Origin of the sequence: Streptococcus sp. HMSC034B05, assembly GCF_001809055.1 — a bacterium.
GTDB classification, from domain to species: domain Bacteria; phylum Bacillota; class Bacilli; order Lactobacillales; family Streptococcaceae; genus Streptococcus; species Streptococcus constellatus.
On record NZ_KV795609.1, the window covers coordinates 70,963 to 84,780 of the forward strand.

Genomic DNA, 13,818 nt, shown 5'->3' on the forward strand with positions numbered 1-13,818 from the left:
TTGGATTCTTTTTAGTTAATTGCTGCTAATAAAGCTTCAGCTTGGGCTGCGAGTTCAGCTTGTTTTTCTTCAGAAACTGTGAGTTGACCTGTTCCCCAAGCTTCTGGATTCACAGCAACACCAGTAAATGGTTCAACGACATTCATGCGAATAAATGGAAGGAGGCTACGATAATGTTTGAAAACTTCATCTGGAGAAGTTCCATTTGCTACAGAAGAAACTGTTACAAGCTTTTCGTTGAGAGCAGAAGGTCCAGTAGGATCTGAAAGATCAAGAGCACGTGATAACCAATCCAGAAGATTCTTAACAACACCTGGAATAGACCAGTTATAAGTTGGGGAGAAAATCCAGATAGCGTCAGCGGAAAGAATTTCTTCACGAGCTTTGGCAACAGCGGCAGGAGCTGGGCTTTCAATATCTTGGTTGAAAAATGGAATATCTTTGAAATCAAGATAAGAAACTTCAGCTTTGTCAGTAAGGATATTTTCAGCTTGAGCAGCTAATTGATGGTTGAATGAGCCTTGACGAAAAGACCCGACAATAAATAGTACTTTTTTAGACATATAAGTCACTCTCCTTTTCTTTTGTACCTGTTTATGTTACAACAAATATCACTAGTTAGCAAGAAACTAGCTCAAATTTTTAAATTTTTTTAGAATCTGAATTAAATCTTCTTTCTCTTCCCCTGTTAAAATGCTGAGTCCTTGCTGGATATTTTGAATATGATCTGGAAGCACTGCTTCAATTTTGCTACGCCCTTCTGGGGTCAATCCGACTAAAAATGAACGTCGATCAGATGGGTCACAGGTTCGAAAAATCCAGCCATTTCGTATCATATTTTTAATAACAACGGTCATATTTCCAGATGTAGCAAGCATTTTATCAATTAAGTCTTGAATGCGTAAGTTTCCTTTGCTATAAAGAGTTTCTAAGACGGAAAATTGAGTGGGGGTAAGGTTATGTTGTTTTGCTGCTTGGTTTTCAAAATGTCGAATTGTACGAATTGCTTTATTTAAAACAATCATTGTTTTTAAATCAAGACGATTTTCTTGTAAAAGTTTTGTTAGTTTATCCATATCTGTATTTTACCAATAAGTAGTAATAAAATCAATTTTTAGAAAAAGATAGAAAAAAATCCTTATTTATAGTATAATAGACGAGTGAAAAATAGAAGAAAAAATGATAAAATTTTCGTTATATGGCAATATATTATCGGAAGCGTGATAGTTTTAGCTGTTCTCACTTTTTCTTTTCTTTACATTTTAAATCTATCGATGACTCCTTATCAATCCGCTAAGGAAACGGCTAGCAAAATCGCTCGCCAATACGCAGATTTGGATAAAGTGGATCGCTTTGCTATCTATAATGGCAAAAAGAGTTATTATAGTCTTTTGGGGAAGAATCGCAAAAAGACACAGCTTGCTGTTTTGATAGAAGCTGATAGTGATAAAATCTATACTTATGAGTTGTCTAAAGGAATTAGTCAAGAGAAAGCAGAAAAAATCGCTAAAGATAATGGGGCCAAACAAATTGATAAAGTAACATTTGGCTATATCAAAGAGCAACCAATTTGGGAAATCAAATCTGGAACAACTTATTACAATGTTGAATTTGAAACTGGAAGGTTACTCAGTAAGGAGGGACTATGATATTATCAAATCGCGTTTTAAATATGGAAGAGAGCGTGACACTAGCAGCAGCAGCGCGTGCAAAAGCTTTAAAAGCACAAGGACGCGATATCCTTTCGCTGACTTTGGGAGAGCCAGATTTTCCAACTCCGAAGAATATCCAAAATGCAGCTGTCTCTGCAATAAAAGACGGTAGAGCTAGCTTTTATACTGTTACTAGTGGTCTGCCTGAATTAAAGGAAGCAATTGTAGCGTATTTTGCAAAATACTATGGTTATACGATTAAATCAAATCAAGTGACTGTTGCGACGGGGGCAAAGTTCTCCCTTTATACTTTTTTTATGAGTGTCATCAATCCGGGCGATGAGGCAATTATTCCGACACCGTGTTGGGTTAGTTATGGTGATCAGATTAAGATGGCAGAAGGGATACCAGTTTTTGTTCAAGCGACAGAAGCAAATCATTTCAAAGTGACTGTTGAGCAATTAGAGTCTGCACGGACAGAGAAAACGAAAGTTTTGGTGCTCAATTCTCCTTCCAATCCAACGGGAATGATTTATACAGCTAAGGAGTTGTTGGCGATAGGTAATTGGGCTGTAAAGCACGACATTCTCATTTTGGCAGATGATATTTATGGTCGTTTGGTTTACAATGGAAATGAATTCACACCAATTTCGAGTCTATCTGAAGCGATCCGCAAGCAAACAATTGTGATCAATGGTGTGTCTAAGTCGTATTCAATGACAGGCTGGCGGCTTGGTTATGCTGTTGGAGATCCTGAGATTATTGCAGCCATGAGCAAGATTGCTGGACAAACAACTTCAAATCCTACGACTGCAACACAGTATGCTGCTATTGAAGCTTTAACTGGTCCTCAAGATACTGTTGAAATCATGCGACAAGCCTTTGAAGAACGTCTTAATACCATTTACCCTTTGCTTTCCGAAGTACCAGGATTTGATGTTGTAAAACCTCAGGGAGCTTTTTACCTTTTTCCAAATGTTAAAAAAGCAATGGAAATGAAAGGCTATACAGATGTAACAGAGTTTACAACAGCTATCCTAGAAGAAGTAGGTGTTGCATTGGTCACAGGTGCTGGCTTTGGTGCACCAGAGAATGTTCGTCTCAGCTATGCGACAGATATGGCTACTCTGAAAGAAGCTGTTCGTCGCATTAGAACTTTCATGGAGAAATAAAAATGATTGCTCATTTTGGTATCAAAGGAAAGGATTTAGAAGCTAGCAAACTCTTTTATCAAGCAGCTTTAGTTCCTTTAAATTATCGTCTTCAATTTGATAACGAGTGGGTAGCAAGTTTCTCAGAGCCAAAAAATGCGGATCCTACCGGTGATTTTTGGTTGAATATTGGTCAGCAAGAGCTTGAGCATTTTGTCTTCAATGCTCAAAATCCTCAGGAAATTGATAACTTCTATCAAGCAGCCTTGGCAGCTGGTGGCAAAGATAATGGTGCTCCCGGTGAACGTAGCCACTATCATCCTGGCTATTATGCGGCTTAAGCTTATATCATTAATCCAGATGGAAACAATATTGAGACTGTTTATCATAAAAAATAAAAGAAAAGAGAAATGAATTAATGTCTAGAGAATTAGTAAGCATTATTGACGTCCCAAAGCATATTGGTGAAGAAGTCACTATCGGTGCTTGGGTTGCCAACAAATCAGGAAAAGGAAAGATTGCTTTTCTCCAATTGCGTGATGGCTCTGCCTTTTTCCAAGGTGTAGCTTTTAAACCGAACTTTCTTGAAAAATTTGGTGAAGAAGCTGGGCTTGAAAAATTCAATACAATTAAGCATATCAGTCAAGAGACTTCAGTCTATGTGACTGGTATTGTCAAAGAAGATGAACGTTCAAAATTTGGTTATGAACTTGATGTTACTGACCTTGAAATTATTGCCACATCGGTTGATTACCCAATTACACCGAAAGAACACGGAACAGACTTTTTGATGGATCACCGTCATTTATGGCTTCGGTCGCGCAAGCAAATGGCAATTATGCAGATTCGCAACGCGATTATCTATGCTTCCTATGAGTTCTTTGACCGGAACGGCTTTATCAAATTTGATAGTCCGATTTTATCAGGGAATGCAGCGGAAGATTCAACAGAGCTTTTTGAAACAGATTATTTTGGAACTCCTGCCTTTTTAAGTCAATCTGGACAGCTTTACTTAGAAGCTGGTGCTATGGCACTTGGTCGTGTATTTGACTTTGGTCCGGTTTTCCGTGCTGAAAAATCCAAAACACGTCGCCATTTGACAGAATTCTGGATGATGGATGCAGAATATCCATTTGTTACACATGAAGAATCGCTTGATCTTCAAGAGGCTTATGTGAAGGCTCTGATTCAAGGGGTTTTGGATCGTGCACCACATGCACTTGAAATGTTGGAACGCGATACAGATTTGCTTAAAAAATATGCAACTGAACCATTCAAACGCATTTCTTACGATGAAGTAATTGACCTTTTGCAAGAACACGAAAATGATGAAGATGCAGAATACGAGCATATTGAACGCGGAGATGATTTTGGTTCACCACATGAAACGTGGATTTCAAACTATTTCGGTCTTCCAACTTTAGTTGTGAACTACCCTGCTAGTTTTAAGGCTTTCTACATGAAGCCTGTGCCCGGAAACGAAGAACGTGTGCTTTGTGCAGACTTATTGGCACCGGAAGGTTATGGTGAAATCATTGGTGGTTCAGCCCGTGAAGAAAATTATGAAAAACTACTAATGAAGATTAAGGAGAACGGTCTCAATCCTGATGATTATGCCTTTTACCTTGATTTGCGTAAATATGGTTCGGTTCCTCATGCTGGATTTGGACTTGGCTTGGAGAGAATGGTGACATTTGTCGCAGGAACGAAACACATTCGTGAAGCCATTCCGTTTCCACGTATGCTTCACAGAATTGAACCTTAAGAAATGTAAAAACGCCTGTTGGCGTTTTTTTAGAAATAAAATATATGGAAAACGACTAAGTAAGAAAATGAGATGAAATGTTCAGTTTCTTCTTATTCAAGGAAAAAAATATGTTTATGTTTAGGAGAAGTTACAAAAGAAATATTCCTCTTATGGCTGGAGTGGAGTTTCTAGGATTTTTAGGTATTACAAGTTTTTGGATTTTATTTCTCAGCCAAAACAGGATGTCTTTACTGCAAATTGGTCTGTTAGAGAGTATTTTTCATGCAACTGGGATCATTTTTGAAATTCCGTCAGGTATGTTAGCAGACAGGTTTTCTTATAAGGCTAATCTCTATATCAGCCGTTTAACAAGTATTTTGTCATCTATTTTGATGTTGACAGGGCAGGGAAACTTTTGGATTTATGCTCTGGCAATGATTTTCAATGCTTTGTCCTATAATTTTGATTCAGGAACGAGTTCTGCACTTTTATATGATTCTGCAGTAGAAGCGGACTTAAAAGATTGTTATTTGAAACTATCAAGCTTGATATCAGGTGTTTCAGAAGCAGCGATTTCTTTAGGAACAGTATTAGCTGGATTGTTTGTACATGGATATTTGTATGTCACTTATTATATTATGATTGCAGTTTCGATTGTTGTTTTAATCTTGATTTGGTTAATAAAGGAACCAGATATTAAAAGGCAAACTGATGAAGTGGTCACGATAAAGAAAATAATCCTGACGGTAAAAGAAGAAATGAAAAGTAGTCCGAGTCTTTTTGCGTGGATGATGATTTTCCAATTCGTTGGAACAATGATGTGTATGTTTTATTTTTACTATCAGAAACAATTACCAGATTTAGCTGGATGGCAAATTTCGACAGTTATGTTAATTGGCAGCGTCTTAAATATTTTGGCAGTTTCTATTGCCAGTAAGATTGGGAAAACATGGCATTCTTTTCGGATTTTTCCAGTAGTTGTCAGTTTAACAGGGGGAGCTTATATTCTGTCGTTTTTGGAAACTCCATTTATGTATATCCTTGTTTATTTAGCGACAAATGCCTTGTATGCCATGTATCAACCGATTTTTTACAATGATTTGCAACAGTATTTACCAAACTCAGTCAGAGCGACTATGTTAAGCGTTACTTCAATGATGTTCAGTTTAAGCATGATTATCATTTTTCCGATTGTTGGTTGGTTGATTGACAGTTTTGGCTTCAATTCGACTTTTATTGGTTTGGGAACGGTACTGATAGTGTTAGTACTACCTTTAATTATCGTTTTACAAAGGATTCGTAAACAGTTGAAAACAATCGAAAATTAATTTTTTACCTTAGGCTATATTTATTGATAAAATATAAGTTTTATGAGCTAAATTTCATGGACAGATTGGTTTGTTACTTAATCAATCTCTGTGGTAAGGAATTGTAAATGACGGTATTACTATTCATAGACCATAGAAATAGATAATGGAACTAGAAACGATATTTTTTAAGTTTCTGGTATAATTTAATGGAACGATAGGAGGAAAAATATTATGCGTGACAATCATCTTCATACTTACTTTTCTTACGATTCAGATACTGATTTTAGAGATTACTTGGAACATTATGATGGAGAAATTGTGACGACTGAACATCTGGATTTATCTAATCCCTATCCGTATAATGCAGGCTCTCCTCACGATGATATTCCTGATTATAAGTCTTATTCTAGAAAAATAGCTTTTCTCAATAAGAAATATGGAAATCGAATCAAAAAAGGAATTGAAATAGGCTATTATGGACCACGTAAGAAAGATACTTTGGCTTTTTTAGAAGATAAAGATTATGATTTGAAACTTTTATCTGTTCATCACAATGGGAAATTCGATTACTTAGAAGCTCCTGTTTTGCAATTGGAAAAAATGCAATGGATTCCAGATTATTTAAAAGAATTAGAAGAAGCTATTGAAAGTATTCCGGCTCATGTTTTGGCTCATTTTGACTATGGTTTTCGCAAGTTTAATGTGACAGTTGAAGAACTAAAAAACTTTGAACCTCAACTTCGTGCCCTCTTTCAGAAAATGATAGAGTACAACTTGGCTTTTGAACTAAATTGCAAGTCTATGTATCTCTATAATCACGAAGATATTTATATCTATGCTCTATCTTTGGTGAAAGAATTGGGCGGAACAAAGTATTCTGTTGGCTCTGATGCCCATACGTTAGAACATTTTCGCTTGAATTTCGACCAAATCAAGCAAATCCTAACGGCATTTGGTATAGGCGAAGCAGAGTTGTTATAAAAAATAAGGCTAGGATATTATTCCCTAACCTTATACGTTTGTTTCTCAAAAATGATCATAGCAAATATTTATATTTTCTGACAATTAAACCATTTTCAAACTCAAAAATATCACAGGATAGTTGACCGAAATCATTTTTGAGAATAGTAACAATCTGATTTTCATCTGTTGAAAAAGTATGTAAACGGGAAAATTGAACAGTGTTATGACGATAGGCTTGCTGAATCTTATAAAGGTAATCTTCTATTCCATGAATAATAGAAACCTTTTGCTCATGCAATTCCCAGATGATTTTAGTATGTAAAAATTTTTGGCAAGTTTTCCAATCTCTTTGATTTTCCGCTCGAAAGAACAAGGTTAATGTTTCTAAATTTGTCATTAGTGACCTCCTTAATGAAACAACCTTTTCCAAAAAGAAAGTTTCTTTTCTGCTTGTTGGGATAAATCTGATTGGAAAAGTTCAGAAAATTGGATAAGGATTTCTTTTTCGGTAATCTCTACTGGATGATCGCTATGAATAACCAATCCAAATGGAGAATTTTTGCAGTTACTAGACACGATTGTTGCTTTGCAACCGAGATCTTTTGCTATTTTTAAGTAAAAAATTTGATATTGACTGGTGACCGCAGGAGATATTTTCACAGTTACAGGCTGATAGTCCAAGATAATCTTTTGCAACATTTCTTTAAAGTGATCGTGGATAGGAGCACTATTAGCTTCATCAATGCTACATTCTGCTATGACCCGTTCTTCAAATGTTTCTAAAAATTTTCTTTGCTCATCAGGATTTAATTTTAATCCCCCTTGAGCTTTTTCGATTATTGCTTTGTTTATATCTGTCATAAAGTTAGTATAACATACTTTTTTGAAATTTATCCAAGAAACATTCGGAAATATAAAACGCTTACACAGAAAATTATCGTAAATTTCATAGAAAGACACGATTTTTCCTTGAAAAAAACCGATTTTTAAGGTATGATAGGAATGTAAATAAAATAACTCAAAGGAGAGTAAAAAATGTCAATTATTACTGATGTTTACGCTCGCGAAGTCCTAGACTCACGCGGTAACCCAACACTTGAAGTAGAAGTTTATACTGAATCAGGTGCTTTCGGACGTGGTATGGTTCCATCTGGAGCTTCTACTGGTGAACACGAAGCAGTTGAACTTCGTGATGGTGACAAATCTCGTTACGGTGGTCTTGGTACACAAAAAGCTGTTGACAACGTAAACAATATTATTGCTGAAGCAGTTATTGGTTATGACGTTCGCGATCAACAAGCTATTGACCGTGCAATGATTGCACTTGATGGTACTCCAAATAAAGGTAAATTGGGTGCAAACGCAATCCTTGGTGTATCTATCGCTGTGGCACGTGCTGCTGCTGATTACCTTGAAATCCCACTTTACAGCTACCTTGGTGGATTCAATACTAAAGTTCTTCCAACTCCAATGATGAACATCATCAACGGTGGTTCTCACTCAGATGCTCCAATCGCTTTCCAAGAATTCATGATTGTACCTGCTGGTGCACCTACATTCAAAGAAGCTCTTCGTTGGGGTGCTGAAATTTTCCACGCTCTTAAGAAAATCCTTAAATCTCGTGGTCTTGAAACTGCTGTTGGTGACGAAGGTGGATTTGCTCCTCGTTTTGATGGAACTGAAGACGGTGTAGAAACAATCCTTGCTGCCATTGAAGCTGCTGGTTATGTTCCTGGTAAAGATGTATTCCTTGGTTTTGACTGTGCATCATCAGAATTCTACGACAAAGAACGTAAAGTTTATGATTATACTAAATTCGAAGGTGAAGGAGCTGCAGTTCGTACAGCTGATGAACAAATTGACTACCTTGAAGAATTAGTAAACAAATACCCAATCATCACTATCGAAGATGGTATGGATGAAAACGATTGGGATGGATGGAAGAAACTTACTGAACGTCTTGGTAAGAAAGTGCAACTTGTTGGTGACGACTTCTTCGTAACAAATACTTCTTATCTTGAAAAAGGTATCAACGAAGCTTGTGCTAACTCAATCCTTATCAAAGTTAACCAAATTGGTACTCTTACTGAAACATTTGACGCTATCGAAATGGCGAAAGAAGCTGGTTACACTGCTGTTGTATCACACCGTTCAGGTGAAACTGAAGATTCAACAATTGCTGACATCGCAGTCGCAACTAACGCAGGACAAATCAAGACTGGTTCACTTTCACGTACAGACCGTATCGCTAAATACAACCAATTGCTTCGCATTGAAGACCAACTTGGTGAAGTAGCTGAATATCGTGGTTTGAAATCTTTCTATAACTTGTCAAAATAATTCAGTTAGAATACGAATCGGCTAGTGAAACTAGTCGATTTTTTCTTTATTGTATCGATAAATTTTAGGAGGGCAATATGGATAAAATTGAAGAACTGGCTTATATTATTCAAAGTAGTCAAAATATTGTATTCTTTGGTGGTGCAGGTGTTTCAACTGAATCTGGTATTCCGGATTTTCGCAGCTCAAATGGTATTTACAATATTGAGTTAAACCAGCATTTTACAGCAGAGCAACTAGTTTCCCATACGATGTTTGAACGCTATCCAGAACAGTTTTTTGACTTTTACAAAAAATATCTCATTTATCCGGATGCCAGACCAAATGTAGCCCATGATTATTTAGTTTATCTAGAAAAGACAGAGAAATTAAAAGCGATTGTCACGCAAAATATTGATAGTTTACACGAGATAGCGGGAAGCAAAAATGTATTGAAAATTCATGGTAGTGTTGACCGAAATTATTGCACCAACTGTCATCGTTTTTATGACTTAGAGGATTTTTTGAGATTATCTGGAACCATTCCTTATTGTGAGACTTGCGGTCACATCGTTAAGCCAGATGTGACTCTTTATGAGGAATCGCTAAATATGGACGTCTTTTCTCAAGCTATTAGTCGAGCTGATTTACTCATCATTGGTGGAACCTCGCTAGTTGTTTATCCAGCGGCTAGTTTGGTTCAGTATTTTCAAGGACGGCAGCTAGTCCTTATCAATAAAAGTAAAGTGGTACATGATAATCAAGCTAGCTTAATCATCGAGGGAAAGATTGGTGAGGTGCTCAGTAAAGTATGGAAATTAACAGATAATTAATTCGAAAATCAGTGAATGTATGGCATTTAACTGTATTTTTTAAAAAAGTAAAATTTTAAAAATGTCCTTTATAACGGAAATTTTATAAAATGTCCTTTATAATGGAAATTTTTAAAAATTTCCGTTATAATAGATAAAAAGAGGTGAGAAAATGATGTACATTGCTCTTATTGGCGATATTATTGAGTCAAAAAAGATACAAGATCGAGCACAGGTGCAACAGCACTTATTACAATTGATGAAAGAGTTGAATCAGCAATATCAAAATTATTTAGTTTCTCCCTTTACAGTCACAACTGGAGATGAATTTCAAGCCTTATTTTCACCAAATTCTTATATATTTCAAATCATAGATCAGATTTCTGTTGCATTTGCTCCTTATGAAATTCGATTCGGTATTGGTGTTGGAGATATGATTACAGAGATTAATAAAGAACAAAGTATAGGTTCTGATGGTCCTGCATATTGGTTAGCGAGAGAAGCCATTAACCATATCCACGATAAGAATGATTATGGCATCAATCACATTTCAGTTTTTTTGGCAAATGAAGAAGTTAGTTGGACTGTCAATGCTATGTTAGCTGCGTGTTCTTTTATTCAGTCTAAGTGGACAGAAGTTCAATATGATGTACTCAAACAATTACTGGCTGAAAATATATACGATGAAACATTTTCGCATAAAGAAATAGCAAGATTGCTCGGTATTACTCCAAGTGCTTTTAATAAACGTATCAAGGCAAGTGGTCTAAAAATTTATCTCAGAAATAAACGAGTTGCTATGAATCAGATATTAAAAGAGATAGCAAAGGAGGAGAGTAGGTATGTCTAAGTTGTGGGGGTTTTCAGATTTCTTCTTGCAAAATCCAATCTTATTATTAACGTTGATAGCTCATGTTTTAGCTGATTTTCAATGGCAGAGTCAAAAAATAGCCGACTTAAAAAGTCGGAAATTCCCATATTTAATATTACATTTGATCATCGTTTTTCTTCCATTACTGATTTTGAGTGTCTTTTTCCCCAAAAATAGCCTATATTTTGCTGCGGTTTGGCTTAGTCATGTAGTTATTGACTTTTTGAAGTACAAGCTCAATATTTTTATAGAGAAAAAGAAATGTACCAAACAAGCTTTTATCGTTGACCAACTACTTCATCTCATTTGCATTTTCCTATTTTATACCGTATTAGCGAGTAAAACCTATCCACTTTGGCTTAAAAATAGTGTTCTAGTAGCTCAGATGTTTCTATTTTTGGCTATCGTTGGAAAACCTGTTAATATTTTATTTAAGTTTTTCTTTAGCAAATATCAGTCAAATGGAAATGATCAAGATACCATAGCAGGTGCAGGTGCAATGATTGGGATTTTAGAGCGTTATATTATGGCTTTGTCCCTCGTATTTGGACAATTTGCCTCGATTGGTTTAGTTTTTACCGCCAAGTCAATTGCTCGCTATAATAAAATTTCTGAAAGCCAGTCCTTTGCGGAATATTACCTCATTGGCTCACTTTTTAGCATGATTAGTGTGCTCATTGTTTTTAGTTTGCTTTATTTATAAAAAAACTGGGACGAAAATTCCCAGCTTCAAAGTATATGATGCAATAAACCAAGGACGCAGTGGTTTATTGCTCAAAGTATTTGTAATAGAGGTTACTGAGCTGATCCGTTCAGACGGTTCAAACTTTGCAGGAGTGAAACTAGGAGCTAAAAATTTTCAATTTTATTTCGTCGTATACGTAATCTTCTCAGATTATATTCGTTTCATAGTCACCTGTCTAATTCCTTTTGTTACATTATTGAATTTCATAACCTATGAGGAGACCATTTTCTTCGGCGTAAAAACTGCACAGGCCAGAAGTTGGAATAACTTCAATAACAGCTTGAGGAAATTTTTCTCGCACCATTTCGGAAAATTGCTGGCAAAACTTAAGATTATTTCGATGAGCAATAATGATTTGCCCGCCGACATAGCCCGCTTTTATAAGTTCATCAAAAGCTGCAATGAGTGATTTTTTTGCACCACGTGCCTTTTGAAGTAACTCTAGCTTCCCGTCTTGGCTAGCTTCACCTACCATACGGATGTTAAGTAATCCTACAACGGCTCCGACTAATTTGCTTAGTCGACCATTTTTAACGAGATTGTCAACTTTGGCAAGAACGAAAAGTAATTTTGTCTTGGTTTGATAGGTTGTAATTTCTGTCACGACTTCTTCATAACTCAAACCTTGACCAATAAGAAAATTCAGTTTTTTGATAATCAAGTCATTCTCGCCGCCTGCAGAAAGAGTATCAATAATATGAATATTCACATCGGGGTGTTCTTCGAGATAGAGTTTTTTAGCCACTTGTGCGCTATTGTGACTTCCTGATAAGGTTCCTGTAATAGTAACCACAAAAATATTTGAAGCGCCATCAAAAGCCTTCATGTAGTCATCTGGACTAGGGCAGGCTGATTTTGAAGCAGAAGAAGTGGCATACATTTTTTTCATCATATCATCAATATTGAGTTGTGCATTATCTATAAAGATTTCATCGTTTACTTGAATGCTCAAAGGAACATTTTCGAATAAGGTGTCAACAGCAATATTTTCGATAGTTCTATAATCACAACCTGAATCAGCTACAATTTTCCAAGTCATTAAATTCTCCTTTATTGGGCAGTAAATTAGTTAGACATTGACAAAAGTTTTGTCTTTTTTTACAATTATATCATGAAATCTCTGCCTTAGAAAGCCTTTACAGTCGGTTGTTACACGTAGAAAGAAAATGTTATGTCGGAACGTAAAATATCAAAAAAATCCTTAGAAAATTTAAAAATATCAAATGAGGAATCGAATCGAATTACAAAAGAATCATTAGAGATTTCTTTATTGCAATTATTGGAAAAGAAAGAGTTGACTAAAATTACTATTTCTGAATTAGTAGAGAGGGCAGGCGTTTCACGTGCAGCTTTTTATCGAAATTATGATTCAAAAGAAGAGATTTTACAAGAAATTTTTCAACGAACAGTGCAAAAGATTACAGATAAATTGGAACAATTTAATATGAGAACAGAACTTTATCAAGTATGGTTGTTTTTGTTTAAAGAAGTCAAAAAAGAAGCTCGAATTGTTAGTCTAGCGATAGACTACAATTTAGAAAAACTGTTGACAAGTGCTGTGTTTGATATGTTAGAGCAACAAAATTATTCCAGAAAAGAGGCTTCAACGTACATGAATTCTTTTTGGAGTTCGGCGGTGGTTTCTGTTTTGATTAAATGGATAAAAGACGGTATGAGGGTTCCAGCAGAGAAGATTGCATCGCTCGGACTTCCGCTTTTTCCGCAGCGAAAGAATGGTAAATCGAGCGATGAATAAGACAATGAGGTGTAACATGGTTAAAAAAAGATTGGCTTGGGATGAATATTTTGCAGCGCAAGCTCTCTTGATTGCTAATCGCTCAACCTGCAAGCGAGCGAGTGTAGGAGCGGTTATTGTAAAGGATAACAAAGTTATTTCAACAGGATATAATGGTTCTGTTTCAGGAACGGAGCACTGTATTGATCATGAATGTTTGATGGTTGATGGGCATTGTGTGAGAACCTTACATGCAGAAGTGAATGCGATTTTACAAGGTGCAGAGCGTGGAATCCCGAAAGGTTTTACTGTTTATGTCACTCATTTCCCTTGCCTCAATTGTACTAAGCAGCTTTTACAAGTTGGTTGCAAGCGAGTGGTGTATATCAATCAATACCGTATGGATGATTATGCGCGTTATTTATATAGCGAAAAGAAAGTCGAGCTAGTACATTTGCCAATTGAAAAAGTAAAAGAAGCAATTTCGGAGATTGATTTAATATAACTTTTAGA

The 13,818-nt window shown here is 36.0% G+C and carries 17 protein-coding genes; 12 read left to right on the forward strand and 5 right to left on the reverse strand.

Going from position 1 to position 13,818, the window contains the following annotated elements:
- Positions 1-11: 11 nt before the first annotated feature.
- Both HMPREF2542_RS05130 and HMPREF2542_RS05135 read right to left on the reverse strand, forming a co-directional pair.
- A complete protein-coding gene (locus HMPREF2542_RS05130; protein WP_006269408.1) occupies positions 12-563 on the reverse strand; it encodes an NADPH-dependent FMN reductase in 552 nt (183 codons plus the stop codon).
- Between the two features lie 66 nt (positions 564-629).
- Entirely contained in the window at positions 630-1,076 is a 447-nt protein-coding gene (locus tag HMPREF2542_RS05135) for a MarR family winged helix-turn-helix transcriptional regulator (protein ID WP_020997807.1), read from the reverse strand.
- Between the two features lie 84 nt (positions 1,077-1,160).
- Between HMPREF2542_RS05135 and HMPREF2542_RS05140 the strand changes: the two genes are divergently transcribed.
- The 6 genes from HMPREF2542_RS05140 (at position 1,161) to HMPREF2542_RS05165 (ending at position 6,841) form a co-directional block, all read left to right on the forward strand.
- Positions 1,161-1,649 (forward strand): cell wall elongation regulator TseB-like domain-containing protein, encoded by a 489-nt coding sequence (locus HMPREF2542_RS05140; protein WP_006267692.1) that lies wholly within the window; start codon positions 1,161-1,163, stop codon positions 1,647-1,649.
- Positions 1,646-2,824, forward strand: coding sequence for a pyridoxal phosphate-dependent aminotransferase (locus tag HMPREF2542_RS05145; protein WP_058669568.1), 1,179 nt, complete (start codon positions 1,646-1,648; stop codon positions 2,822-2,824). Before HMPREF2542_RS05140 ends, HMPREF2542_RS05145 begins: the two co-directional genes overlap by 4 nt.
- Before the next feature lie 2 nt (positions 2,825-2,826).
- Entirely contained in the window at positions 2,827-3,144 is a 318-nt protein-coding gene (locus tag HMPREF2542_RS05150; protein ID WP_058669567.1) for a VOC family protein, read from the forward strand.
- 77 nt (positions 3,145-3,221) lie between these two features.
- The gene (asnS, locus tag HMPREF2542_RS05155) at positions 3,222-4,568 is read left to right on the forward strand and encodes an asparagine--tRNA ligase (RefSeq protein WP_058669566.1); all 1,347 of its coding nucleotides are present in this window, start codon (positions 3,222-3,224) and stop codon (positions 4,566-4,568) included.
- Between the two features lie 116 nt (positions 4,569-4,684).
- A complete protein-coding gene (locus tag HMPREF2542_RS05160) occupies positions 4,685-5,878 on the forward strand; it encodes an MFS transporter (protein ID WP_227743445.1) in 1,194 nt (397 codons plus the stop codon).
- A gap of 213 nt (positions 5,879-6,091) precedes the next feature.
- Positions 6,092-6,841, forward strand: a complete 750-nt coding sequence (locus HMPREF2542_RS05165; protein ID WP_058669564.1) for a PHP domain-containing protein — start codon at positions 6,092-6,094, stop codon at positions 6,839-6,841.
- A 55-nt stretch (positions 6,842-6,896) separates the two neighbouring features.
- Here HMPREF2542_RS05165 and HMPREF2542_RS05170 read toward each other — a convergent pair whose 3' ends face one another.
- On the reverse strand, positions 6,897-7,220 hold the full coding sequence (locus HMPREF2542_RS05170) for a nuclear transport factor 2-like protein (protein ID WP_058669563.1): 324 nt from the start codon (positions 7,218-7,220) through the stop codon (positions 6,897-6,899).
- Between the two features lie 11 nt (positions 7,221-7,231).
- Positions 7,232-7,684 (reverse strand): DUF1694 domain-containing protein, encoded by a 453-nt coding sequence (locus HMPREF2542_RS05175; RefSeq protein WP_037597249.1) that lies wholly within the window; start codon positions 7,682-7,684, stop codon positions 7,232-7,234.
- A gap of 174 nt (positions 7,685-7,858) precedes the next feature.
- Between HMPREF2542_RS05175 and eno the strand changes: the two genes are divergently transcribed.
- The 4 genes from eno to HMPREF2542_RS05195 all read left to right on the forward strand — a co-directional run bounded on the left by eno (position 7,859) and on the right by HMPREF2542_RS05195 (position 11,528).
- A complete protein-coding gene (eno, locus tag HMPREF2542_RS05180) occupies positions 7,859-9,163 on the forward strand; it encodes a surface-displayed alpha-enolase (protein ID WP_003068974.1) in 1,305 nt (434 codons plus the stop codon).
- A 77-nt stretch (positions 9,164-9,240) separates the two neighbouring features.
- Complete coding sequence (locus tag HMPREF2542_RS05185; RefSeq protein WP_058669562.1) at positions 9,241-9,975, forward strand: NAD-dependent protein deacylase; 735 nt, start codon at positions 9,241-9,243, stop codon at positions 9,973-9,975.
- 151 nt (positions 9,976-10,126) lie between these two features.
- Complete coding sequence (locus HMPREF2542_RS05190; protein WP_058669561.1) at positions 10,127-10,804, forward strand: SatD family protein; 678 nt, start codon at positions 10,127-10,129, stop codon at positions 10,802-10,804.
- The gene (locus tag HMPREF2542_RS05195; protein WP_049480942.1) at positions 10,797-11,528 is read left to right on the forward strand and encodes a DUF3307 domain-containing protein; all 732 of its coding nucleotides are present in this window, start codon (positions 10,797-10,799) and stop codon (positions 11,526-11,528) included. The genes HMPREF2542_RS05190 and HMPREF2542_RS05195 overlap by 8 nt, the downstream gene beginning before the upstream one ends.
- Positions 11,529-11,763: 235 nt before the next feature.
- Here HMPREF2542_RS05195 and HMPREF2542_RS05200 read toward each other — a convergent pair whose 3' ends face one another.
- Positions 11,764-12,609 carry a DegV family protein gene (locus HMPREF2542_RS05200; RefSeq protein WP_058669560.1) on the reverse strand — a complete coding sequence of 282 codons (846 nt, stop codon included), beginning with the start codon at positions 12,607-12,609 and terminating at the stop codon, positions 11,764-11,766.
- 132 nt (positions 12,610-12,741) lie between these two features.
- On the opposite strand from HMPREF2542_RS05200, the gene HMPREF2542_RS05205 reads away from it, so the two are divergent.
- Both HMPREF2542_RS05205 and HMPREF2542_RS05210 read left to right on the forward strand, forming a co-directional pair.
- Positions 12,742-13,326 (forward strand): TetR/AcrR family transcriptional regulator, encoded by a 585-nt coding sequence (locus HMPREF2542_RS05205; protein ID WP_037596974.1) that lies wholly within the window; start codon positions 12,742-12,744, stop codon positions 13,324-13,326.
- Between the two features lie 16 nt (positions 13,327-13,342).
- Positions 13,343-13,810 carry a deoxycytidylate deaminase gene (locus HMPREF2542_RS05210; protein WP_003068992.1) on the forward strand — a complete coding sequence of 156 codons (468 nt, stop codon included), beginning with the start codon at positions 13,343-13,345 and terminating at the stop codon, positions 13,808-13,810.
- Positions 13,811-13,818 lie beyond the last annotated feature (8 nt).